Below are 21,470 nucleotides of genomic sequence, written 5' to 3'. Positions count from 1 at the left end.
TGGACAAAACAGACCCTCGCCAAGGGTGCTCCCTCTAGGCTCCAGCAGGCACTGACAGCATGGCCAGGATGGACTTGCGGGCTTTTTCGGCCACCGCCTCCGGCACCTGGATCACGTAGCGCATCTCCACTAGGGAGCGGTAGATCTTCTCCAGGGTAATTTTTTTCATATACTCGCAGACGGCGTCCGCCTTGACGGGGATAAAGGTCTTATCGGGGGCCTCTTTTTGCAGCCGGTGGAGAATGCCCACTTCGGTGGCGACCACAAACTCGCGGCTGGCCGAAGTTCTGGCATAACGCACCATCCCCTCGGTAGAAAGGAGCTTGGCGTCCGGCTTGAGAAATAGACAACTGGAGCCGCAACTGCACTCGGGGTGGATGAGGAACTCCGCCTCCGGGTGCTTCTCTGCCATTGCCTTGAGGTGCTCCTCGCGAATGCCCACATGGACGTGGCACTCGCCGGGGAACAGATCCAACTCCCTCCCCGTTGTCTGGGCTACATAGGCCCCCAGGAACATATCCGGCACAAAAAAGATAGGGCGATCCGGCGGCAGGCTAGCCACCACTTGAACCGCGTTGGCGCTGGTTACGCAGACATCGGCTAGGGCCTTGATCTCGGCAGCGGTGTTGACGTAGGCAACCACCAGGCCTTCTGGGTTGGCCTCTTTCCAGCGCTGCACATCCTCCGGGCGGATGCTGTCAGCTAGGGAGCAGCCAGCCTCCAGATCCGGCAGCAGCACCGTCTTTTCCGGGTTGAGGATGGCTGCCGTTTCGGCCATGAAGTGGACGCCCGCAAAGACGATGACCTGGGCGTTCGTCTTCTGCGCCTCACGGGCCAGGCTCAGCGAGTCTCCCACAAAGTCCGCCACTTCCTGCACCTCGGGGAGTTGGTAGGAGTGGGCTAGGATAACGGCCTGCCTTTCCTGCTTGAGTCGAGCAATTTCCTGGACAAGGGTTTCTTGGGTCATGGTGAACCTTCTGTTTTGGCTGGGCCGGCCACGGGTGCAGAGCTGGACTGGTGCGGGGCTAAGGAGAAGTTGCCAGCAGGCAGCAACTGGCCTTCCTGCTTTAGGCGGGATCGTTACCTAGCCTAGCATTAGAAACAGCGCTCCCTGGGGCAAACCTCAGGGCCGCACCACGAGCAAGGAGAGATCCAGGGCCTTGGCCGAGTGAGTCAGGGCCCCCACACTGATGTAGTCAACGCCTGCCTCCGCCGCTTTCCGGGCGCGCTCTAGGTTCATGTTGCCGCTGGCTTCTAGGGGAACTTTCCCCCCTACCCGTTGAACGGCAGCCCGGATCTGCTCCAAGGGGAAGTTATCGAGAAGGATGAGATCGGCGCCTGCCGCCAAAGCCTCCTCCAGCTCCTGGAGGTTGCGCACCTCAACCTCGACCTTGAGGTGGTGGGGGGCACCTGCTTTGGCCCGCTGGACGGCTGCCAAGATGCCGCCGGCACCGCGAATGTGGTTTTCCTTAATCAAGATGCCGTCGAAGAGGCCAAAGCGGTGGTTTTTGCCGCCCCCTACCCGCACGGCGTATTTCTCCAGGGCGCGCAAGCCGGGGGTAGTTTTGCGGGTGTCCAGAAGCTGGGTTGAGGTTCCCCGCAGCGCCTCTACGTAGGTGCGGGTGAGGGTGGCAATGCCGGAAAGCCTTTGGAGAAGGTTCAGCGCCAGCCGTTCTGCCGCCAGAATGCCCCGCAGGGATCCCTTGATCTGGACTACCTCCTGGCCAGCGACAACAGAGGCTCCCTCCTCTACCTGGGAGGCGAACGCTAGCTGGGGATCCACCAGCCGGAAAACCCGCCTGGCAATTTCCAGGCCAGCTAGGATCCCTGGCTCCTTGGCCAGGATCACCGCCTCCCCCTCAACGCTGGGGGGCAGGGTCAGCTCGCTGGTGAGATCGCCGTGGCCGAGATCTTCTTGTAGCCAGGCACACAGGGTCTCCTCCGGGATGTATAATGCTTGCGTCATCTTTCGCTTTAGTTACCTATGGCCTCGGTTGGATCCTCTAGACCCAAGGGCGGCACCTTCAGCCGTCGTCAGCTGCTCAAAGCAGGAGCTGCCGCTCTTGGAGGCAGTTGGCTGGCCGCAGCAGGGGCTCAGGCTCAACGACGGGCTTCCCCCACTCTGATAGTGGCCCAGAGATCCAAGCTCGAGCGAGTTTCCTATGCTACCAACTGGTATGCCCAGGCCGAGCATGGCGGCTTTTATCAGGCGGTGGCCACAGGCATTTACCGCGAGTATGGGCTAGACGTCACCATCAAAATGGGTGGCCCTGGCGTCAACATCACCCAGATTTTGGCTGGCCGAGCCGCCGACTTTGCCATGGGGGGAAGCGCAGGGGTCATCAACGCTGTGCGGGAAGGGATCCCGCTTATCTGCGTGGCGGCTATTTTCCAAAAAGACCCGCAGGTTCTCCTGGCCCATCCCGGCACCAAGCGCCTGGAGGAGCTCAAGGGCCGACCCATTTTCGTGTCCAAGGGGGCCTTTACCACCTACTGGCCCTTCCTGAAAGCCAAGTACGGCTTTACTGACGACCAAACCCGCCCCTACAACTTCAACCCTGGCCCCTTCTTGGCCGATCCCAGCTCTGCCCAGCAGGGGTACCTCACCTCTGAGCCTTTTGCCATTGAAAAACAAGGAGGCTTTAAGCCAGTGGTCTTCCTCCTGGCCGACTACGGCTACAACCCCTATGCCACCACCATCGAGACGCGGCGCCAACTGGTGGAAAGCAAGCCTGACTTGGTGCAGCGGTTTGTGGATGCTTCTATCAAGGGCTGGTACAGCTTTTTGGAGGATCCCCGCCCCGCCTACCGCCTCATCAAGCAGGATAACCCGGAGATGACTGATGAGCAGTTGGCCTACAGCTTTGAGAAGCTGAAGGAGTACGGCATCATTTTGTCTGGCGATGCCCTGGAAAAGGGCATTGGCGCCATGACCCACGAGCGTTGGCAAAGCTTCTTCGAGAGCATGACAGTGGCGGGTGTCTTTGAGCCAACCATTAACTACCAAGCCGCCTACACGTTGGACTTTGTCAATAAAGGCACTGCCTATTACAAAAGCTAGGTCAGGTTGCGAAAAAGGGAAGGGGGAGGGGATTGCATCGGTTTGGAGGGGGCTGCCGACCGTTCCGCTCTGCCAAAGGCCCTCACCCCCAGACCCTCTCCCTTTGGGAGAGGGGGACTAGGCATCTCACTGCTCCACTGCTACTTGTCAATGAATGGCTGTAGCTAACCTTCGGGTATCCTGCCGACCGCTGGCCAAAGCTACTGCTCGGCAATGGTGACGTTGAAGCCCTTGTTCTTCAAAGTTTCAGCGTGGTAGCGGGCATATTCCAGTTGTTCAAATGCTGCCAACTGCACGAACTTCTGGCCGTTCACATCTCTTACAAAAGCGTCATTGGCAACTTGCCGAGCTCGCGCCAAGCTTTCCTCTCCGGAGTAGGTGGTCAGCACCAAAAAAGTTCCTTCGCCGCGGTTAGGCCCCAAGGAATCGAGATCGTTGCTGTGCAGGGGCACCGTGAGCAAAGATTCTGAAACAGTGGCCACTTTGGGCTGAGAGGGGCGCTCCAGGCTGGCTGCCACTTTCTCCACTGTTTTCGGGCGGGAAGGAGCAGGTTTCTGTGCAGCCGCGGCCAAGTTGGTTTGTAGGCTGTCCAACAAGTTGGCGACATCCTGAAGGGGATCGACCCGCAGCTCCTCCAGATTGGGAGTGTTGGCCAACCCTAGCGCCAACTGACTGGGATCCAGCCCACCTGAATAGAACTCTTCCCCTACCTGTCCTGGCAGCGGCTCCAGGGGAAGCAAGGGCAACCGGGCCAAATCCACCTGGGCAGGGATCCCTTTTTCCGTCTTGTGGGCCAGGACAGCGGTTTGGGGAAGCGACAGCTCTTCCGGCCAGATCAGCCAGCGCACCCCAAAGCCGATCCCCGCGCAGGAGAGGGCCCACACCAGCAAGACCCAAAGAGGGGAGAGCACCCCCGCCGGCCGTGGCGTTTCTTCCTCCTCCAAGTCTTCCACGACTTCTTGCATCAGCACAGGTGAAGAGCGCTCCACGGGGATATCGCTTCCAAGGGGATCTGCCCACGGCAAGGGGACAGATGGCCTGCGCTGCAAACGTTGCCAGAGGCGAAATCGCTCCAATTCCTTGAGCTCATCCAGATGCAAGCAGCTCAGCGCTTCCTGAAGCGTCAGTTGAGGAGTCGGCTGGGCTTGCGGGGCCCTCGGTAGGGGTCGAGTAGCATCTGAGGGAAGTGGAGAAAAACTCATAGGCAACTCACCCTCGCTAGACTAAGAGCTAGGAAGCCAGCAGAACCGATCCGGTGCTGAACCCGAGAACCGCTTAACCACAGAGCCACCCCCAGGGACAAAGGCAAGCCATCACTACCATGCCACAAGCCGAAGGCCTTCTTCTAGGGATTGGCCGCAAGATAGAGGGCGCGCACATCTGCCGGCAGATGCTGAAGCAGGAGCTGGCGAGCGGAGGCAACAATGGCATCCACCTCCTCTGGGGCGAGGTAGTACCTGTCAGCTTTGAGCTGGGCAGCGATGCGCTCCGGCGACCAACCAAACCGATCCCGTAGCAGCAGAATAAAGCGCATATCTCCCGGCAAGTTGTCCAGAGCCGCGCTCAGGTAACAGGCCAATGCCGGCGAAAGAGGGGGCTTCGCTGCACCAGCGCTCGCAGTTTGAGGAGGGGCAGCCTCACCCTCAGCAGCGCCGTCAGACCGCCCCGCAAAAGGCCAGATCAGCTCGCGGATTTGCGCCGCCAGCCAGGGTGCCAGCACCGGATCCCCGCCCCCCTCGCTCTGGAGCGTGCGGACATCGAGATGCTGAAGGCGCGCATACAGGCGCAGCCAAACCTCCTCTCGCCAAGCAGCCCGCTGCTCCGGGGGCAGATGCTCGGCCAGGATCCCATCCACCCAGGCGCAGTAGCGGCAAAACAGGGCGATGAAGTAGCGCGCCGCCTGCGGCTGCCGTTGAAAGGCTCGCAGCAGTTCCAGATCGCTGTGGTGGGCCACCCCCTTCACGATAGAGGCCTCGCACTCCCGCCAAAGGGGAGTCACCACCTCAACCATAATCCCTCTCGCCAGAAAGAAGCTCTCTAGCTATTTTCCAAGATCTCTCGACAGGCCGATAGCAACTGCTCCTGCTCCGGCAGGGTTCTTAGGCCAATGCGCAGATAGCGATCCCCCAGCTCTGGAAAGCTCAGGCAATCCCGCACCAGGATGCGGTGCTGCCGCAACAGCTTTTCTTGAATCTGCGTAGCGGAGCCAGGGCAGCGCACCAGCACAAAGTTGGCTTGGCCGGGCCAGGGATCCCAGCCGGGTAGCCCCTGTAGACCTCTCAGCAAATGCTCCCGCGCCGTAGGCAGCCAGGCCAGGGTGCGCCGGCGAAAGTCTTCATCTGCCAGAGCCGCCGCCGCCGCCACCGCCGCCAATCCGTTGACGCTCCAGGGATCCCGCCACTGCCGCCAGCGCCGCCAGTGATCCGGATGCCCCACAGCAAAGCCGATGCGCAAGCCGGGCAAGGTAAAGAACTTGGTCAGCGAACGGATGACGATGGTGTTGGGGTGGGCCTCCAGGTGAGGGATCAAAGTCTGGCTGCGGGGCAGCTCTCCCACCTCTGAGCTGGCGTCCAGAGGGGGCAGCTCCTGCGGGGCGTCTCCTGGCAAAAAGTCCATAAAAGCCTCATCCACCACCACCTGCTCGAACTGGGGCAGAAGGGGCAAGATGTCTTGCCGGAGGAAAAGCCGGCCCGTCGGGTTGTGAGGATTGTTTAGCCAGAGCACCCGGCCTGTCTTGTCCGCCCGGATCTCTTTCTGCAGCAAGGCCAAGGGGGGGGATCCCTGAGAGGGCAAAAGATCCAAACCCCTGAGGGTTACACCCGCCGCCCGCAGGGCCCGCTCATAGTCCCCAAAAGCCGGCCGGGGCAGCCAAACCTCCCGTCCCTGGGCATCGCGGGCCGCCCAGGTGAGCAATTCCGCCGCCCCGTTGCCCACGAAGATCCACTCCGGATCGACCGCCCAGCGCTGCGCCAAACAGGCCCGCAGCTCGCGGTAGTCGGGATCCGGATAGCGGCTAATCGCAACTGGATCCGACGCCGACAGGGCCCGAGCCAGAGCTTGCAAAACCGACTGCGGCGGACCCAGGGGGTTGAGGCTGGCCGAAAAATCCAAAATAGCCTCGGCAGGGCAGCCGGCAATGGCTGCCCCCCAAGCGCGATTGCCACCATGCTGAGGCCGTTGCACGCCTGTCCATCCCAAAGCCCAGGTTCGCTGAGAGAACTCCGCCTGAGGAGCGCGAACGGCTGGGATCCCGTCAAACTCCCGAAGACTTGTGGCCACCTGCCACCGCATCGCGGAAAGTTTTGCCTGCAGTGAAAGTCGGGACAATGCTGGCTGGGATCACCATCTTCTCGTTGGTCTTCGGGTTGCGACCTTCCCGTTGTTTGCGCTTGCGGGCCTCAAAGGAGCCGAAGCCCACCAGGGTCACCTTTCCTTTGGGTTCACCGTTTTCATCGCGGGATGCGACCTCTTCGACAATGATCTCCAGCGCCGCCGTCAGGACAGCTTCAGCTTCTTTTTTGGTTACGTTGGCGCGATGAGCGACGGCATCCACAAGCTCTGCCTTGTTCATCCTGATCTCCTCGTGAGTTAGGCAATAGGGTTAAAACAGACTCTGGCCGCGTACTTGCGAGGTGCTGCGAAGCAACCACGGCCCAGAGTGTTCTCAGTTTTTAGGAGCGGGGCTTGCCCTGCACTGCGCCAAGGCGCCGCTGGCGCGAATGGCAGGATTGTGGCAGTTTGGCTCCAAATCACTGACATATTCTACAGCCAAGTTAGGGCAGAAGCCGGTTGGAGAAGGGATTTTAGGGGGGCTGAGTGGAATTTTTTGGGAACAAAGAGAGATCAACCGATAATCCTAATATCCACTCCCCTCGAATGCCGGGGCAAGTCGCGCCCAGGGCCTCACGAGTCACGTTGGAAGTAGGCCCGCATCACCTCGCGGAAGATCGGGGCGGCCCGGGATCCACCCCCGCCGCCACTGTTTTCCAGAAAGACCACGACTACCAATTCGGGCCGGTCGTAGGGGGCATAGCCGACAAACCAGGCGTGGGAGCGCCGCGGCGGATCCTCGGCGGTGCCGGTTTTGCCGGCGGTGGGGGGAAAGCCCGGCCCCAGGTTGGCGTTGCCGCCGGTGCCGTAGACCACCACATCCCGCAACCCCTGCTGCAGGATCTCCAGCGTGGCGGGGGAAAGACCCACCTTCTGCCGCAGGGGCACGGGGCTTTCCGGGATCACCTGCTGCGAGAGCAAGGGGCGAACCCGCCAGCCGCCGTTGGCCACCGCTGCTGTTACCACCGCCATCTGCAGCGGCGTGGCGGTGATAAATCCCTGGCCGATGGACATGTTGACCGTATCGCCCACGTACCAGGGCTCGCGCCAGTGGCGCTGTTTCCACTCGGCGTCGGGCACCAGCCCAGCAGCTTCCCCTTTGAGGCCGATCCCGGTCAATTGCCCCAGCCCGAAGCGGCGCGACCATTCTTGCAGGGGGGCGGCCTTGGTGCCCAGGGCAATTTGGTAGAAGAAGGTGTCGCTGCTGTAGGCCATCGCCTGGCGGTAGTTCAGCCGCCCGAAACCGGCCCGGTTCCAGTCCCAGAACCTCCACCCGCCCACCTGGATGTAGGGGCCGGTCTGCAGCACCGTATCCGGGGGAAAGGCTCCCGACTCGATCCCGGCGGCGGTGGTGATGATTTTGTAGGTGCTGGCGGGGGGATAGGGCCGCAGGGCGCGGTTGAGGAAGGGGAAGTCCCGCTGTTGCAGGCTCTCCCACTGGGCTTGGGTGATGCGGCTGGAAAAGAGGTTGGGATCAAAGGTGGGATAGCTGGCCATGGCCAGGATCGAGCCGTCGCGGGGATCCATGGCGACCACTGCTCCTTTCTGCTGGCCCAGGGCCTGCTCCGCTGCCTGCTGCAGGCGTACATCCAAAGTCAGCTGCAGGGTGTTGCCCGGTCGAGGCGCTTGCTCTCCCAGCACCCGCAGCACTTCTCCCATGGCGTCTACCTCCACCTGGCGCCCGCCCCATTGGCCGCGCAGATGGCTCTCGAACAATTCCTCCACGCCCATCAGGCCGACGATATCCCCCAGGCGATAGCTGGGATCGGCCCGCAGTTGTTCCTGCGAGATCTCGCCGGTATAGCCCAGCAGGTGGGCGGCCAGGTCGCCATGGGGATAAAACCGCACCGTCTCTGCCTCCACCATCACCCCCGGCAGCTCGCGGCTCATCTCTTCCAGTTGAGTGACCACCTGGGGGCTGGCGTTGCGCAGGATGCGCACCGGAAACGGGGAGCGATAGCCCGCCTGCTCCAGTTTTTGGGCAATCTCTTCGGGAGCCATGTTCAAGGACCGGGCCAGCTTGGGGATCGTCTCCTGCCAGCCCTGCCGCGATTGCACCAGCGGCCACAGGAAGACCGAGTGGGAGAGCTGGCTGCCCGCCAACAACACGCCGTTGCGATCCACAATGCGCCCCCGTTCCGGCGGCTGGGGCAAGAGACGAATGCGGTTGGTATCGGCCAACTGGCGGTAATACTGGGTGCGCACCAGTTGCAGGTAGGCCAGGCGGGATCCCAGCCCTCCAAACAGCAACACGCTGGCCAGCAGGAGCAAGACAACAGCTCGGTAGCCCTGGCCCACCGCTTTGGCTGGCGGGGATCCCAGCCAGCGAGGGCTCCTGGGCGGCGGGGGAAGGACGCGGCGCGGGTCGGGGGGCCTGGAGTGGAGAGAAAACAGGGTCTTCGGATCCCGTCCCGCCGATGAGGCGGGGCCGCCAACAGGGTAAAGTTTGGCCATGAAGAATTGCTGCAAAAGTTGCAACTCATCCACCCAGCGCACAACGTCACACGTCTGGGCGGGCCGTCTCGGCCTCCCTCCAGTATCCCCGGCTGCGGCAAGCTTCGTCCAGGAGGGCCGCGTGAATAGGGCAGGGCAACGACAACGGCTGCGCCAGGCTGCCTGGCTGATGGTGGGCAATGGCCTGCGCCTGGGGTTGTCCGGGGCCTATTTCATCCTGCTGGCGCGGCTGTTGGGGCCGGAAGCTTTTGGAGTGTTCTCCGCGATTTTGGCCTGCAGCAACCTAGCTGCCCCCTTTGGCTACTGGGGCCAATCGGAATTGCTGATCCAGCGCCTAAGCAACCGGAGATCTGCCGCGGCTGCCCCGGAGATCAGTCCCAGCCTGTGGCTGGCCGGACTGGGCTGCGGCGGGATGGCGCTGCTGTTGGCGCCCCTCCTGAGCCTCTGGCTGGCGGAGACTTCTCCCCTGCTGGTAGGGATCCTGCTGGCCAGCGACCTGCTGTTTATCGCCATTCCTGAGGTGTACCGAGGGATCCTGATTGGGCAAGAGCAAGTTGCCGGCGTGGCCCTCATCGACACCGGCATGGCGCTGGGGCGATTGGGGGCTGTGCTGCTGGCGGTGGCCTTGGGCTGGGGATCCCTAACCCAATGGGCCATTCTCTACGGGCTGATGGTGCTGGCGGTGCTGCTGCTGATGGCGCGGGGGATGGGACGGTGGAGCAAGCCTTCTCCCCCCCTGGCCTGGAGAGATCTGGGGGAACGGCTGGTGGCGGGCTGGGACTTTGCCGTGGGGCTGGCGGCGGCCAAAACCTTCACCGACCTGGACAAGCTGCTTTTGCCCCGCCTGGCCTCGGCAGCAGCGGGGGGGCTCTACAGCGCTGCCTACCGGGTGATCAACTTTTCGCAAACGCCGATGATCGCTCTGCTCACCAGCCACTTTGCCGAGCTGTGCCGCCAAGGACAGAAAAGCCTGCCGCAGGGCTGCCGCTACGCCTGGCACCTTTCCCCTTGGGTGGCGGGCTACGGCAGTTTGGCCGCCTTGGGGGTGGCATTGGGCTCTTACGGGATCCCTTGGGTGCTGGGGTCGGCTTACCAAGAGACGGCCCTCATCCTGCGCTGGCTTAGCCCGGTGATCTTGCTGGAGGGGATCCACCTGCTGCTGTCTCACCTGCTCACCGGGTCAGGGTTGCAAAAGCCCCGCAGCCGCCTGCAACTGCTGGCTCTGGGGCTCAACGGGCTTTTGAATGCGGTTTGGATCCCGAGGTGGGGTTGGCGAGGGGCGGCTTCGGCCACCTTGCTCTCAGAAGTGGCGCTGGTGCTGGCCTTGCTGCTGCTAATTCGACAGCAATTGCGCTTTCCAGAGGGAGGCCAACCCAGCTCGAACTAGGAGGTCTTGACGATGTAGGTGGCCTTGGCGTCCGGACCAAAGCTGATGACATCCCCCGACTTAAGTTGGTGGGTAGAAATTTTCTGGCCGTTGATCAGCAGGCCGTTGGTGCTGGGCCTACCCTCCAGATCGCCATCGAGAATGCGGTAGTAGTACTCTCCCTCCTTCTCAGCAGGAACGCGCAGCAGCATGGCGTGGTAGCGGGAGGCGTACTGGGAGTTAAGGCAGATGTCGTTGGCCAGGTCGCGACCAATGAAGTATTTCGCAGAGGTCAGCACCTGGCTGCGGCGGCCATCTCGATCCTCCACGACCAAGATGTGCTGCTGAGCACTCGGAGGAGAAGGCGCAGAATCAACCATAATCCCTTCCGCTGCAACTGCCCGAATCTAACCTTAGCACCATACTATAGAATAGAAGCTCGACTCCAGAATTGGCAGAGCTGCAGAATCGCCTAAGATGACCTGCCAAATCTCAAGGTCGGCCAGCGGCCCTTTGCAGCAGCGGGCCCACCAGCTCTGGGAAAAGGGCATAGGCTCCTACTGCCCATTGGGCCATGCCCACCACCACCTCCGACTTGGACTGGCGAGCGGCGTCCCAAATGGCTGCGGCCACTTCTTCTGGCCGGCTGGCCCAAAAACTCTCCAGCGCCTGTTGCATTTGCTCGCGGGCTTTCCCACCTGAGGCTTGCGATTGGCCATCGGGAGAGGACTCCGGCCCCCCCTCATCCAAAAAAATGGCTCGCTTGAGAAAATTGCTGCTGACAATGCCCGGATGGACGCCGATCACCTGGATCCCGTGGGGTTGCAGTTCCAGCCGCAGCGCCTCCGTCAGCCCACTGACCGCGTACTTGCTGGCACAATAGGCGCTCATTTGGGGCAGGGGCATCTTGCCGCCGACCGATCCCACGTTGATGATCTGACCTTTTTTGCGCTTCAGCATATCGGGGAGCACGGCCCGGATGGTGTACAGGTAGCCCCAAAAATTGACCGCCATCAGCGCCTGCCAGTGTTCCAGGGTGGTTTGCAAAAAAGGGCCCTTCAGGCAGATGCCGGCGTTGTTGATCAGGCAATCGATGCGGCCATAGCGTTCTAGGGTTCTCTCCACCAGGTTTTGCACCTGTTCTGGCTGCGTGACATCGGTGGGAACGGCCAAGACCTCGGCGTTTAGGCTTTGCTCCAGCTCGATGGCGGTTTGTCTCAGGGTTTCGGCGGTACGGGCAGCCAGCGCCAAGCGGTAGCCGCCACGGGCAAAGGTAAAGGCCGTGGCCCTGCCGATGCCTTCGGAAGCGCCTGTAATTAAAACAACATCGGCCATCCTGCTTCTCCGCAAATCTGGACTGGGATCCCTTTACCTGTTGTAGCTTCTTTGGGGGTTGGGGATCCCTGCTTGGCCTGAGGGCTTAAGATACGGAGCGGTAGCGAAGATACAGTTTATGGCCTCTACCTACTCATTCGATATCGTCAGCGACTTCGACCGGCAGGAACTGGTGAATGCCGTGGATCAAGCCCGGCGGGAGATCAAACAGCGCTATGACCTCAAGGATACTCAGACAGAAATCGAGCTGGAGGAGGGATCCCTGACCATCACCACCGCCAGCGAGATGGCTCTCAACTCCATTCGCGATCTCCTCCTCACCAAGGCGGCCAAGCGGGGCCTCTCCCTAAAGATCTTCGACTTTCAACCTCCGGAGAGTGCCGGCGGCAACCGGGTGCGCCAGGTGGTTCGGCTGAAAAAGGGCATCGATGCGGCGCTGGCCAAGCAGATTGCCAAACAAATCCGCGACAACTTCAAAAAAGTGCAGCCCTCCATTCAAGGGGATCTGGTGCGGGTTTCCGGCAAAGACAAAGATGAGCTGCAGGCGGTCATTCAAATGCTCAAGCAGCAGGATTACCCGGTGGCGCTCCAATTTGTCAATTACCGATAGAGAGCCGATACAAAGTCGGGGGGATCCCTGGTTGATGATAAGGATTGGTGCAGAGCGATCCCGGCTCTCGCCATCCCATCGCCACAGCCTCTCTTGGAACCAGTCTGCAGAAAAAGCTAGGATCCCTTACTATGGGGATGATCTCCATCTCCAGCCGCGACTCTGCCGTGCCAGTATGTACACTATCTCTGAGTTCGATCGCCTGATCCAGTTTCTCCCGGTGGAGATCCGCCCCGAGGTGCAGATCGAGATCGGCACCCCTGACCAATCTCGGGTTGTGCAGCCGCTCTGGCGCTTCCCCTGGCAGAAGTACACCCGCTTCGCCATTGACCTCAGCCGCTGGCAGAAGCTGAGCCCTGACCAACAAAAGATCTACTTTTTGCGGGAAGCGGTGATGGCCACCGAGCTGGCCTTGGGGGATAACTGGTCGGCCCTGTTGCTGTATCCCGCGCTGATCGGGGCCGGCAGCATGGGCATTTTGGTGGAGTTGCAGATGGGGGATAACCTGGGCGTGGGCTTGGCAGCCGGCTTGGCGGCGTCGGCGGTGTTTCTTTTGCGCAAAGCAGAGAAAGGCCAGAAGGCCCAGGTGGCAGCCGACGAGTTTGCCGTGCGCTACGCCTCCCAAAATGGCTACACCTCCGAACAGGCGGCTGCCATTTTGCTAAGTGCGCTGCAGCAGGTGGCCATCCTCGAAGATCGCGTTAAAACTGACTACGACACCACCATGCGCCACCGCAACCTGGAGTTTTTGGCGCAGCGAGGCCTGGGATCCGGCACTCTAACCATCAACCCCAAGTACCGCAACAAAGGCCAGAGCTCCAGCCCGAATCCTTTCCAAAACCCTTTCCAGCGCTGAGGCCTCTCAAAGCTAGTTAGGGATTGACTGGGCTTATTCTTCGTCCTCTTCCAACTCTGGAAGCTCCTCAGTTGGGGTAGACTTGATCGCCTCATCTTCTACAATCACAATTTCTGTATCGGGGCTGTAATACCGACGCACATCCCACTCCGTAATCCAGCGGCGAATAATTGACCGCACAGTGGTTGTGCTGTAGAGCTCAGGAAGCTGTGGCAGCGATGGGCGTACCCAATCGGGATAAGCTTTCTGGTAGAGATCCGCTACCCTATGCCACATGGATTGAATGGCCTCGCGGGCTTCTAAGCAGGAACTGAGAGGGGTAGCTTGGCTAATAGCCTCCATGCCGGCCTTTACGACTTCCTCAGACATATGCTTCTGGAGAGCTATCTTAGGTGCTTTCTCCCAATCTCCTTTTTCTTGTAGAATGACCCTCTCGAAATCGCGGGTTACTGCTCCTACGAAAACCAGCGGAGCTTTCTTTATTTCTTCAGGCAGGGTTGTTGTACCAAACAAGTGCCCAAGAACGCGGTACGACTTGACCCGCTGAAGAAGACTGTACTGGGCAATAAGCTCAATCTCATCCACCAAAACCACCAAGCCCCCAAACCCTATGGCCCGACATAGCTGGGCACAGAAGGCCAGGCGCTGCCAGTGTAGGCTTTCTGCAGGGGGTAGCTTGCCAATGGGATAAGCACCTGCCAAGCCGTGATCCCGTAGGCTTCGCCTTACCTCTGAGGACTTCAGAGTGGGCTCACCAGCCCAAAAGCGGACAATGGCGTCTAGCTTCTCGTCATCGCCTCCTAACCTTTGGTACAGAGCCAAGGTGGCCGGCCACCAGCCTGACCCAAACTGCCACTGGTTAACCCAAAGCTGGAACTTCTGGAAAGAAGGCGAGGAGTACTGTAAAGAAGGCGAGGAGTACTGTAGCCGGGCTGCCATGCCTTGGATCCCACGCTCAACCATGTCAGGGAGCTCGACCTGGGCAAGGAGGCGGGGAATCAGGCGATTGGGGTTACCGAGGGGCAACTCTTTGGAGACGACAACTAGGGAGGTGGCAAAATTATTCTTCCTTGCTCGCTCCTGCAGGGTTAGTAGAAGATGGGACTTGCCTGTCCCAAAATCCCCCTTTATCAGCATTCCTGCAGGGCCTGAACTAGCACCCTTGCACAGCTCTTGAAAACGCTCCTCAATCTGACACTGCCAAGAGCCAAGTTCTGCAACTGCGAACCGGTTAGGAACGCCATTTCGTAGGGCTTCAATGGCCCGCCTAGCTGCAATCGCTACATTCATAGAAGCTGCACCATAGCTGTGCATGGATTAGGCTTTTGAAGAGAAGAAACCTCATTCTCAATTCGAGTTTGCAAAGCTCGATATCTATGATAAGACAGACGCTCAGATTCAATAAACTCTGGAGGAGCTAAGAAAATTAACACAGTTTTTTCTAGTTCACTCTCCGCATCGATAAACTCACGCAAAGTCTCGTAGAGCTCAAGGATTTGTCGACTGGTAAAGTTAGGGCGTCCACTGGGGGTCCGCTCGTAGTAGTGAAGCAAGCTGACAAGGACTGCTACTAAGCCGGATCGTCGTGTAAATAGTCTTAAGAAAGAAAGTAGAATCTCTCGAGCATTTGTCCTGTCAATCTTTCGAAAAATAGCCGCTTCACGCACCCGGCTGATAGAGCTCAGCGTACCTTTAAGCCACTCTTGAATTGCAGAGCATAGACCTTCCAGAGTGCCTGGGCTTTGAAGGGGTTCGTAGACAAGTCGGACTATGGCTTTGCGAAAGTCAAGGGCTAGTGAGTAATCCAGAAAACTACCTCTCTTAATTTCCCGATGAAACTCTAGTTTGATCTCACGGGCTTCAATCTGATAGAATTCGGCCAACTGCTCTAAAGTGCAGTCCTGCAGATCTAGCCTGGGAGGGTATCCAATTTTTTGGAGAATGTTGAAGCGCAGATCTTTGGCAAAAGTCTCCCAATCTACTCTCTGAGCAAGGGCAAACCAAAGCTGTTCGACTGAATGCAGCTTTAAGCACTCCTCTGTCAAATCAAAAATATGAAAGGAATACTGGTTAAGCTTTTCCAGCAGCGCTTTCCGCACCCAAGAGTAGGAATCTTTCGGAACAACGGCCAGCTTGACAGTGGCACCACCTTCAGGGATAAAAGAACGCAAGTAGTCTTCTTCCAGACAGCGCAGCCACAAATCAGGCTCTAGCCGACCCTGGCCCTCTTCGCTCATAGCTTCTCAAACTCCAAAAGATAGTAGGCGTGCTCCACCCCAGCTTCGTCTCGAATGCGGTAGTAGCGACCCGAGCGCGTGCCTGTAGACGCGGAGAAGATCAAGCGGTAGCCCTCCACATGGTTGGTGCCATTTCGATCCAAGAGGTAAAGATGCCGCGTAAACTCCACTTCGGTGTAGTCTGGGTTGTTGAGGTGGAGCACCTCGAAGACATCGCGAGCAGGTACTTGAAGAGAACGAGGCAGCTCTGCGCTTGACTTTCTCAAGTAACCCGCTGCAATTTTTGCCGCTTTCCAGATGCGTTCAAGAACTACCTCTGGATTAGTTTCTTTCCCTTTGGTCATTCTTGCTCGGAGAATCTTCTCTGCAATGGCACTGGGCCGTTGAGAGCGTAGAAGCTTGCGATCTATGCGCACTCCCTCCCTGGAAAAGCGCACTAAGGCGGGGAAAGCTACAAAGACATGGGGGCTTTCCGTAGGCAGCCAAGGCTGGCCGACTCGTTCTCCTACCTCGCTAGCAAGTTCTTCAAGAGAAGTTCTCTCCAAAACCTGCTGGGTTTGTTCAAGGGCTTGTCTTACCGTCTCCACCTGGGAAAGAGCCTCGCTGAGGACAGAGCTACAGCCTTGTAGCTGGCGGCTCAGGGCTGGAACTTGCCCTCCTTTACAAGCGACTTGGGCTTTCCCTGCGGTCTCCTTTGCTTTCTTAGTCAGGGCAAATAGCTTGCCTAGCTCGTCGTCAAGAGTCTTGAAGAGGGCTTCAATCATTAGTTTTTGGGCCTTTTCTTCTAGAAAACTAGCATCACCAAGAGTTTGGGTGCAAGGCCTTCCCACCTCCGGCTCTTCAAGGCATACGCAGTTCCCCTTCCACCTCAAGGCGGGTGTAAGGGCCAATGGAGAGGAAGCGCTCCCCTAACATTTCGGCAGCAGCAGGCTGAATCCAGCCCATACGCTGCAGCAGGTGCAGGGCCAGGGCATATTTGGCCCGCGCGGCCCCGTCTTGTACCTTGATGGCCAGGCCCATCCCCTCTCCGACGCGCCCGATGCACTGGATCCCTTCGGCGCCGGACTTGCTGACCAACTCTCCCTGGGTGGCCCGCATCAATTCGGTGTCGAAACATCCCTCACCAGCCACCATTTCGGGGTGGTGGGTCATGGCGCGGGCGATGGCCTCCAAGTCCGGCCGCTCGCCGGCGGTCAGTTGGGCATATAGGGAAGCCAGGTGGTTGAGTTGTAGCTGGTAGGTGGGCACGCCACAGTCGTCACGAGCAAACAAAAACTCTTCTGAGGGCATTTGCAACAAGTCGGCCAACTTGGCCCGCACCAGGGCCTGGACGGGGTGTTGCCGCTGGGCGTAGTCCTGCAGAGTCCAGTTCTGAGCGCGGCTGGCCAGGAGCATGCCGGCATGTTTGCCGGAGCAGTTGTGGCAGAGGGGGCTGGGCTTGCCGGGTGGGGTGGGGCAGACCAGCAAATCGGGAGACAGATCGGCCCGCCAGAGCATGCTGAACACCTGCCGCGCATGGGCCGTGGTGCCCTGATGGGAGGCGCACATAATGGCGATGTCTTTCTCGCTGAGGCGATAGCGCTCGCGGATGCCGGTGGAGAGCATGGCCAGCGCTTGGAAGGGTTTGAGCGCAGAACGGGCAAAAACAGGGGTGGTGCTCTTGCCGGCCATGGCCAGGGATCGCCCGCGGCTATCGGCCACGACCGCTTGGCAATGATGGATGGATTCGGTCAACCCCTCCCGCAAGACATGGATCAACAGTTCGGGGGTGGTAGAACGATTCTCAAATGACATGAAATCCTGGGAAAGGGCCGACGAGTCTGAAAAGGAGGTGTGTACTTTATCAAATCATACGCGCAGATGCGGCGCGAGACGTTGCCGGAACCTTTCCAAGTAGCAAAATAGAACAGTTGCGTCTGGATCCCTGACTGCTGCCATGTCCTCAGCCCCGCTGGTGTTTTTGGTTTGTCACGGCAGCCGGGATCCCGAATACCAGCAAGCGGCGGCGGATTTGCTGGCCCGGGTGCGGCAGCGGCTGGCTCCTCAACCGGTGGAGCTGGCCCAGTTGGAAGGTCAGCCTCTGAGCCTGGCGGAGCAGATTCACAGACACCTGACAGCCCGCCTGGAGGGGCCGGTGGTGCTGCTGTCGCTGTTTATGGGCGGGGGATCCCATGTGGAGGAGGACTTGCCGGCTGCCCTGGAGCAGGTTCAAGCTCGCTGGCCGCACCTGAAGCTGCTGTTGACACCGCCGATTGGCCAGCATCCAGCCCTGCTTGATCTGGTGGCAGCGCGGGTGGCAGCGGCGCAGCGGTTGGGGGAACTGACCCACGGCTGGATCCTGTTTGGCCATGGCAGCCGCCTGCCGGGATTTGCCGCCCAGCTCCAGGCCGGGATCCAAGCTCTGGAACAGCGCTTGCCCGGAATCCGCTTGCATGTGGCTTTTGCCGCCCAGCCCCCCACACTGGAAGCGGCCGTAATCCATTGCCTGCGCCTCGGCCAGTATCGCCTGCGGGTGCTGCCGTTTTTTCTCTTTCCGGGCGGTCTGCTGCGCGCTTTACAGGAACAGGCTCAGCGGCTGCAGCGAGAATGGCCCTTGTTGCAGATCACGGTGGAGCCGCCCCTCTGGCGGGATCCCCAACTGGTGCAGGCCATTCAGGAGACCCTGCAGACGGCCTGTCTGACCTGGAAGTAGAGTTGGTTGGTCAAAACTGTCCTGTTCCAGCAGAATAGATATCTCCGGAAAACCATTGGGACTCGAGATGGGCAAAGTGTATCTGGTGGGGGCAGGACCTGGGGATCCGGGACTGCTGACGGTGAAGGGCAAGGCCCTGCTCGCCCATGCGGACGTGGTCATCTACGATGCCCTGGTGGGATCCCCCATTTTGGATTTGATCCCGCCCACAGCAGAGCGGATCTACGCCGGCAAACACTGCGGCGCCCACACCCTTCCTCAGGAACAGATCACCGCCTTGCTGATCGAGAAAGCCCAGACGGCAGCCGTGGTGGTGCGCCTCAAGGGCGGGGATCCCTTCATGTTTGGGCGGGGGGGAGAGGAGATGCTGGCCCTGGTGCAGGCCGGGATCCCGGTGGAGGTGGTGCCGGGAATTACAGCGGGCATGGCCGCCAGCGCCTATGCCGGGATCCCCCTCACCCATCGCGACCTCAGCTCCTCGGTTGCTTTTGTTACTGGCCACGAGGCGGCAGGCAAATACCGCCCCCAGGTCAATTGGCGTGCCCTAGCCGAGGCCGTAGAAACCTTGGTGATCTACATGGGCATGCACAACCTCGGCTACATCGCTGCCGAATTGTTAGCGGGAGGAAAAGATCCCGCTACCCCAGTCGCCTTGATCCGCTGGGGCACCACCCCGGAGCAAGAGATTCATCTGCTCCGTTTGGAGTCTCTGGCCGGTCAGCCCTCGCCTGCGGCGCCGCCCGCCATTGTCGTGGTGGGGGCGGTGGTCAATTTGGCCAGCCTGTTGCCCACCTTGTACCCCCTTGCCCCTTCAGAACCTCAATGAACGCCTTTTTTCGCAAGCTGAGCGCGCTCTTTGCCGCCTACTACGCCTACATGCTGGAGTACCGGGCGGAGCTGCTCCTGTGGGCCTTGGCCGGATCCCTGCCCTTGATCATGATGGGGCTCTGGAGCGAGGCGGCCCGTTCAGGAGATTTCTCGCTGTCTTCCCTAGAGTTCATCCGCTATTTCCTGGCCGTGTTCCTGGTGCGCCAGTTCAGCATCATCTGGGTAATCTGGGACTTTGAGCGGGAGGTGGTGGAGGGAAGACTCTCGCCCCTTCTGTTGCAGCCTCTGGATCCCGCTTGGCACCATGTGGCCAGCCACCTGATGGAACGCCTGGCCCGCCTCCCCTTTACCGTGGCTTTGATTGCCCTCTTTTTCCTGCTCTACCCCCGCGCTTTTTGGATCCCGTCTTGGCAACAAGTGGCGCTGGGATCCCTGGCCATTTTGTTGGCGTTTGCCCTGCGCTTTCTCATGCAGTACACCCTGGCGCTGCTGGCCTTTTGGGTGGAGCGAATATCGGCCTTGGAGCAATTCCACTTTTTGGTGTACCTATTTCTCTCAGGGGTGATCGCCCCTCTGGAGGTGTTTCCGCCGGCGGTGCGTCAGGCCTTGGCCTGGACGCCCTTTCCCTACTTGGTGCATTTTCCCGCCAGCCTCTGGGTGGGGATCCCGCAAGATATCCCGCGCGGTTTTGCCATGGGCCTGGCCTGGCTGGTTCTGTTTTGGCTGGTCAACCGCTGGCTGTGGCGCAAGGGTTTGCAACACTACTCCGGGATGGGAGCTTAGGCCCAGTCCGCCTGAGCCGGCAGCCAGACCGCTTCCGAAACTATCATGGGGCAAGGATCTATCTATAGTTGACTGCCAGTATCCCTGTCTAAACTTCAATCTTGCGGCAAGGGTTGAACACTGCCCTCAAGTCATCCCTCTGTTACGCCTCAACCATTCCTCAACAGCCTCTCCCCGGTCATCATGAAGCGCGTATTGGTCGTAGATGACGATCCCCTCTCCTTAAAGGTGCTGAGCCGCCACCTCACCCAGCACGGCTATCGGGTTTGTACAGGCGCTTCGGGTGTAGAAGGGTTGCGCCTGTTTGCCCAAGAGCAGCCGGATGTGGTGGTATCGGATGTGGTGATGCCGGAAATGGATGGCTTCGAGTTTTGCCGCCAACTGCGCCAACAGCGGGGCGGCGAACTCGTTCCTTTCATCTTCCTCTCCTCTCGCAGCGAGCTGGATGACCGCGTTCAGGGCTACGAGTGGGGAGCCGACGACTACATCATCAAGCCCTTCGAGCCGCTGGAGCTGGTGGCCAAGATCGAGGCGCAAATCGAACGAGCCCGCCGCACCCAGTTGGAGATTCTGCGCCTAATCCAGCAGCAGACCCAGGCCAAAGCTGAAGCTGCCCCCCGTCCCACCTTGGCAGATCTCCCCCTCACCCCTGCCGAAGAGCGGGTGTTCCGGGAAGTGATCCGCGGCCTCACCAACAAGCAAATTGGCGAGAAGCTGTTCATCAGTCCGCGTACCGTGCAGACCCACTTGACCAACATTCTCAGCAAGCTCTCTCTGGAAAATCGCTCCCAACTGGTGCGCTTTGCCTACGAACGGGGCTACATCCCCCGGGAAGAGTCGAGCGACAAAAAATAGGTTGGGAGAGAGGGATCCCTTCTAGGCTAGGTGGAGTCTTAAGACGGCAGGCGTTGCCTTGCGCACCCGGCAAGGAATCCGCTCCCTACCCAAGCGGACAAATGCCTCGTAGCGGTGGCAGCCCGAGAACCCGTAGTACTCTCCCTCCACTTCCAAAACCTCGATCGGCTCCTGCAGCCCGATTGCTTCGATGGAAGCCATCAGTGCCCGCACCTTCTCCGGATCCGTCTGCCGCGGCAAGGGGCGACGAATTTGGGCCAAGGGAATCTCGCGAATTTGCGCCATGGTGAATTCTCTCCCTAGGTAAGCTCCTTAATCATACTCGTTATGACTTTGCTCTAGCAAGGCTTGCAGAGGGGGTGGATTCTCAGGTCAGAGCATGGCAGGATAGCACCATCCCTCGCTGCCCTTTCGCTCAGGAGCCAACTTAGCCATGTGGCAACTCCTCCAGGCTTTATGGGGAAAGATCGCCGGCAAGGCTCCTCCCGTACCCCCTGCCGTCAGGACAGGCAAGGCCCCACAAACCTCCCCTGGCAAGAGGCCGCCGCAGTCATCTTTCACCTGCCCAGCAGAAGCCTCTCAGCCCACGCTGGAACCTTCCACTCCAGCGGTAGCCCGGCAGGGTGGGGAAGCGGCGGTGTTGATCGCTTCCCAGGAGAAATCCCCCGACTCTGAGACAGTAGAATCTCCCCTGGGCACCTCTACGGCCAAAAGCATCGGCAGCTTCTGGGCCATGGCCGATACAGGATCCCGGATTTCCCGCATTGCTTCCGCCACCGACAGTGGCCGCGCGGTCAGTTCTATTTCAAGAAAACGCGCGGGATTCCCCATCGTCTATACGGTGGGGAGGGATAGCGCCTAATATAACCTGCATGACCCAAGTCCTGACTGTCTTCTGCAAGCTCAAGGTATCTGCCTCGCAAGCCACAAAGCTGGATGCAACTTTGGATGCCTTTGCCCAGGCCTGTCAACCAAAACACGCCAGAGAAGATAACCAACGCTCTTCAGCTTCAGTCTCTGAGCGACCGCGAAATCCATGCACGGTTTGGGCTGTCCAGCAACT

23 protein-coding genes and 1 pseudogene are annotated in these 21,470 nt (G+C 59.8%); 9 read left to right on the top strand and 15 right to left on the bottom strand.

Annotated elements, in window-relative coordinates; genetic code table 11:
* Nucleotides 1-34: 34 nt before the first annotated feature.
* Together nadA and nadC are read right to left on the bottom strand one after the other, a co-directional pair.
* Nucleotides 35-967: a quinolinate synthase NadA gene (nadA, locus tag ACVW0R_RS09200; RefSeq protein WP_457501950.1), complete on the bottom strand. Its 933-nt coding sequence runs from the start codon at nucleotides 965-967 to the stop codon at nucleotides 35-37.
* Between the two features lie 156 nt (nucleotides 968-1,123).
* Nucleotides 1,124-1,966: a carboxylating nicotinate-nucleotide diphosphorylase gene (gene nadC / locus ACVW0R_RS09195; protein ID WP_011429830.1), complete on the bottom strand. Its 843-nt coding sequence runs from the start codon at nucleotides 1,964-1,966 to the stop codon at nucleotides 1,124-1,126.
* An 18-nt stretch (nucleotides 1,967-1,984) separates the two neighbouring features.
* On the opposite strand from nadC, the gene ACVW0R_RS09190 reads away from it, so the two are divergent.
* Nucleotides 1,985-3,061: an ABC transporter substrate-binding protein gene (locus ACVW0R_RS09190; protein ID WP_414402383.1), complete on the top strand. Its 1,077-nt coding sequence runs from the start codon at nucleotides 1,985-1,987 to the stop codon at nucleotides 3,059-3,061.
* A 200-nt stretch (nucleotides 3,062-3,261) separates the two neighbouring features.
* Here the strand turns inward: ACVW0R_RS09190 and ACVW0R_RS09185 are convergent, their stop codons facing one another.
* From ACVW0R_RS09185 to mrdA, 5 genes are all read right to left on the bottom strand, one after another.
* The gene (locus tag ACVW0R_RS09185; RefSeq protein ID WP_240527877.1) at nucleotides 3,262-4,026 is read right to left on the bottom strand and encodes an ECF transporter S component family protein; all 765 of its coding nucleotides are present in this window, start codon (nucleotides 4,024-4,026) and stop codon (nucleotides 3,262-3,264) included.
* 380 nt (nucleotides 4,027-4,406) lie between these two features.
* Nucleotides 4,407-5,072, bottom strand: a complete 666-nt coding sequence (locus ACVW0R_RS09180) for an RNA polymerase sigma factor (RefSeq protein WP_011429827.1) — start codon at nucleotides 5,070-5,072, stop codon at nucleotides 4,407-4,409.
* Between the two features lie 26 nt (nucleotides 5,073-5,098).
* Entirely contained in the window at nucleotides 5,099-6,244 is a 1,146-nt protein-coding gene (locus ACVW0R_RS09175; protein WP_011429826.1) for a pyridoxal phosphate-dependent aminotransferase, read from the bottom strand.
* A gap of 70 nt (nucleotides 6,245-6,314) precedes the next feature.
* On the bottom strand, nucleotides 6,315-6,632 hold the full coding sequence (locus ACVW0R_RS09170) for an HU family DNA-binding protein (protein WP_011429825.1): 318 nt from the start codon (nucleotides 6,630-6,632) through the stop codon (nucleotides 6,315-6,317).
* A 332-nt stretch (nucleotides 6,633-6,964) separates the two neighbouring features.
* A complete protein-coding gene (gene mrdA, locus ACVW0R_RS09165; RefSeq protein ID WP_414401344.1) occupies nucleotides 6,965-8,845 on the bottom strand; it encodes a penicillin-binding protein 2 in 1,881 nt (626 codons plus the stop codon).
* A 121-nt stretch (nucleotides 8,846-8,966) separates the two neighbouring features.
* On the opposite strand from mrdA, the gene ACVW0R_RS09160 reads away from it, so the two are divergent.
* A complete protein-coding gene (locus ACVW0R_RS09160; protein WP_457501949.1) occupies nucleotides 8,967-10,232 on the top strand; it encodes a lipopolysaccharide biosynthesis protein in 1,266 nt (421 codons plus the stop codon).
* Here the strand turns inward: ACVW0R_RS09160 and ACVW0R_RS09155 are convergent.
* Nucleotides 10,229-10,591 (bottom strand): FHA domain-containing protein, encoded by a 363-nt coding sequence (locus ACVW0R_RS09155; protein ID WP_011429822.1) that lies wholly within the window; start codon nucleotides 10,589-10,591, stop codon nucleotides 10,229-10,231. The genes ACVW0R_RS09160 and ACVW0R_RS09155 overlap by 4 nt on opposite strands.
* Nucleotides 10,592-10,703: 112 nt before the next feature.
* Complete coding sequence (locus ACVW0R_RS09150) at nucleotides 10,704-11,546, bottom strand: SDR family oxidoreductase (protein WP_011429821.1); 843 nt, start codon at nucleotides 11,544-11,546, stop codon at nucleotides 10,704-10,706.
* A 118-nt stretch (nucleotides 11,547-11,664) separates the two neighbouring features.
* Here ACVW0R_RS09150 and ACVW0R_RS09145 point away from each other — a divergent pair, with 118 nt between their 5' ends.
* Nucleotides 11,665-12,156: a YajQ family cyclic di-GMP-binding protein gene (locus tag ACVW0R_RS09145; protein WP_099884135.1), complete on the top strand. Its 492-nt coding sequence runs from the start codon at nucleotides 11,665-11,667 to the stop codon at nucleotides 12,154-12,156.
* A 175-nt stretch (nucleotides 12,157-12,331) separates the two neighbouring features.
* The gene (locus ACVW0R_RS09140) at nucleotides 12,332-13,012 is read left to right on the top strand and encodes a DUF3318 domain-containing protein (RefSeq protein ID WP_457501948.1); all 681 of its coding nucleotides are present in this window, start codon (nucleotides 12,332-12,334) and stop codon (nucleotides 13,010-13,012) included.
* 33 nt (nucleotides 13,013-13,045) lie between these two features.
* On the opposite strand, the gene ACVW0R_RS09135 is transcribed toward ACVW0R_RS09140, so the two are convergent.
* From ACVW0R_RS09135 to ACVW0R_RS09120, 4 genes are all read right to left on the bottom strand, one after another.
* Nucleotides 13,046-14,326: a BREX system ATP-binding domain-containing protein gene (locus ACVW0R_RS09135; RefSeq protein WP_457391114.1), complete on the bottom strand. Its 1,281-nt coding sequence runs from the start codon at nucleotides 14,324-14,326 to the stop codon at nucleotides 13,046-13,048.
* Nucleotides 14,299-15,249: a hypothetical protein gene (locus ACVW0R_RS09130; protein ID WP_457391112.1), complete on the bottom strand. Its 951-nt coding sequence runs from the start codon at nucleotides 15,247-15,249 to the stop codon at nucleotides 14,299-14,301. The genes ACVW0R_RS09135 and ACVW0R_RS09130 overlap by 28 nt, the downstream gene beginning before the upstream one ends.
* On the bottom strand, nucleotides 15,246-15,515 hold the full coding sequence (locus ACVW0R_RS09125; protein WP_238376915.1) for a hypothetical protein: 270 nt from the start codon (nucleotides 15,513-15,515) through the stop codon (nucleotides 15,246-15,248). Before ACVW0R_RS09125 ends, ACVW0R_RS09130 begins: the two co-directional genes overlap by 4 nt.
* A gap of 574 nt (nucleotides 15,516-16,089) precedes the next feature.
* A complete protein-coding gene (locus tag ACVW0R_RS09120) occupies nucleotides 16,090-17,043 on the bottom strand; it encodes an asparaginase (RefSeq protein WP_457391110.1) in 954 nt (317 codons plus the stop codon).
* Between the two features lie 142 nt (nucleotides 17,044-17,185).
* On the opposite strand from ACVW0R_RS09120, the gene ACVW0R_RS09115 reads away from it, so the two are divergent.
* The 4 genes from ACVW0R_RS09115 (at nucleotide 17,186) to ACVW0R_RS09100 (ending at nucleotide 20,407) form a co-directional block, all read left to right on the top strand.
* Nucleotides 17,186-17,941, top strand: a complete 756-nt coding sequence (locus ACVW0R_RS09115) for a sirohydrochlorin chelatase (protein WP_041438185.1) — start codon at nucleotides 17,186-17,188, stop codon at nucleotides 17,939-17,941.
* Between the two features lie 67 nt (nucleotides 17,942-18,008).
* Complete coding sequence (gene cobA, locus ACVW0R_RS09110) at nucleotides 18,009-18,767, top strand: uroporphyrinogen-III C-methyltransferase (protein ID WP_099812301.1); 759 nt, start codon at nucleotides 18,009-18,011, stop codon at nucleotides 18,765-18,767.
* A complete protein-coding gene (locus ACVW0R_RS09105; protein WP_011429813.1) occupies nucleotides 18,764-19,552 on the top strand; it encodes an ABC transporter permease in 789 nt (262 codons plus the stop codon). The genes cobA and ACVW0R_RS09105 overlap by 4 nt, the downstream gene beginning before the upstream one ends.
* A 183-nt stretch (nucleotides 19,553-19,735) precedes the next feature.
* Nucleotides 19,736-20,407: a response regulator transcription factor gene (locus ACVW0R_RS09100; protein ID WP_011429812.1), complete on the top strand. Its 672-nt coding sequence runs from the start codon at nucleotides 19,736-19,738 to the stop codon at nucleotides 20,405-20,407.
* 21 nt (nucleotides 20,408-20,428) lie between these two features.
* Here the strand turns inward: ACVW0R_RS09100 and ACVW0R_RS09095 are convergent, their stop codons facing one another.
* Nucleotides 20,429-20,692 carry a sulfiredoxin gene (locus tag ACVW0R_RS09095; RefSeq protein ID WP_011429811.1) on the bottom strand — a complete coding sequence of 88 codons (264 nt, stop codon included), beginning with the start codon at nucleotides 20,690-20,692 and terminating at the stop codon, nucleotides 20,429-20,431.
* A gap of 294 nt (nucleotides 20,693-20,986) precedes the next feature.
* Entirely contained in the window at nucleotides 20,987-21,184 is a 198-nt protein-coding gene (locus tag ACVW0R_RS09090; RefSeq protein ID WP_143597040.1) for a hypothetical protein, read from the bottom strand.
* A 95-nt stretch (nucleotides 21,185-21,279) separates the two neighbouring features.
* Here ACVW0R_RS09090 and ACVW0R_RS09085 point away from each other — a divergent pair.
* A pseudogene (locus ACVW0R_RS09085) lies at nucleotides 21,280-21,470 on the top strand (RNA-guided endonuclease TnpB family protein); the annotation flags it as partial.

Source organism: Thermostichus sp. MS-CIW-15 (assembly GCF_054060575.1).
The sequence above is the reverse complement of the archived record's forward strand: the minus strand, read 5'-3'. Positions and strand labels throughout refer to the sequence as shown.

Excerpts from the sequence above, each read along its gene's own strand:
- nadA (WP_457501950.1), bottom strand. The coding sequence starts at position 967 with ATGACCCAAGAAACCCTTGTCCAGGAAATTGCTCGACTCAAGCAGGAA.
- nadC (WP_011429830.1), bottom strand. The coding sequence starts at position 1,966 with ATGACGCAAGCATTATACATCCCGGAGGAGACCCTGTGTGCCTGGCTA.
- ACVW0R_RS09190 (WP_414402383.1), top strand. The coding sequence starts at position 1,985 with ATGGCCTCGGTTGGATCCTCTAGACCCAAGGGCGGCACCTTCAGCCGT.
- ACVW0R_RS09185 (WP_240527877.1), bottom strand. The coding sequence starts at position 4,026 with ATGCAAGAAGTCGTGGAAGACTTGGAGGAGGAAGAAACGCCACGGCCG.
- ACVW0R_RS09180 (WP_011429827.1), bottom strand. The coding sequence starts at position 5,072 with ATGGTTGAGGTGGTGACTCCCCTTTGGCGGGAGTGCGAGGCCTCTATC.
- ACVW0R_RS09170 (WP_011429825.1), bottom strand. The coding sequence starts at position 6,632 with ATGAACAAGGCAGAGCTTGTGGATGCCGTCGCTCATCGCGCCAACGTA.
- mrdA (WP_414401344.1), bottom strand. The coding sequence starts at position 8,845 with ATGGCCAAACTTTACCCTGTTGGCGGCCCCGCCTCATCGGCGGGACGG.
- ACVW0R_RS09155 (WP_011429822.1), bottom strand. The coding sequence starts at position 10,591 with ATGGTTGATTCTGCGCCTTCTCCTCCGAGTGCTCAGCAGCACATCTTG.
- ACVW0R_RS09150 (WP_011429821.1), bottom strand. The coding sequence starts at position 11,546 with ATGGCCGATGTTGTTTTAATTACAGGCGCTTCCGAAGGCATCGGCAGG.
- ACVW0R_RS09145 (WP_099884135.1), top strand. The coding sequence starts at position 11,665 with ATGGCCTCTACCTACTCATTCGATATCGTCAGCGACTTCGACCGGCAG.
- ACVW0R_RS09140 (WP_457501948.1), top strand. The coding sequence starts at position 12,332 with ATGTACACTATCTCTGAGTTCGATCGCCTGATCCAGTTTCTCCCGGTG.
- ACVW0R_RS09135 (WP_457391114.1), bottom strand. The coding sequence starts at position 14,326 with ATGCACAGCTATGGTGCAGCTTCTATGAATGTAGCGATTGCAGCTAGG.
- ACVW0R_RS09130 (WP_457391112.1), bottom strand. The coding sequence starts at position 15,249 with ATGAGCGAAGAGGGCCAGGGTCGGCTAGAGCCTGATTTGTGGCTGCGC.
- ACVW0R_RS09120 (WP_457391110.1), bottom strand. The coding sequence starts at position 17,043 with ATGTCATTTGAGAATCGTTCTACCACCCCCGAACTGTTGATCCATGTC.
- ACVW0R_RS09115 (WP_041438185.1), top strand. The coding sequence starts at position 17,186 with ATGTCCTCAGCCCCGCTGGTGTTTTTGGTTTGTCACGGCAGCCGGGAT.
- cobA (WP_099812301.1), top strand. The coding sequence starts at position 18,009 with ATGGGCAAAGTGTATCTGGTGGGGGCAGGACCTGGGGATCCGGGACTG.
- ACVW0R_RS09105 (WP_011429813.1), top strand. The coding sequence starts at position 18,764 with ATGAACGCCTTTTTTCGCAAGCTGAGCGCGCTCTTTGCCGCCTACTAC.
- ACVW0R_RS09100 (WP_011429812.1), top strand. The coding sequence starts at position 19,736 with ATGAAGCGCGTATTGGTCGTAGATGACGATCCCCTCTCCTTAAAGGTG.
- ACVW0R_RS09095 (WP_011429811.1), bottom strand. The coding sequence starts at position 20,692 with ATGGCGCAAATTCGCGAGATTCCCTTGGCCCAAATTCGTCGCCCCTTG.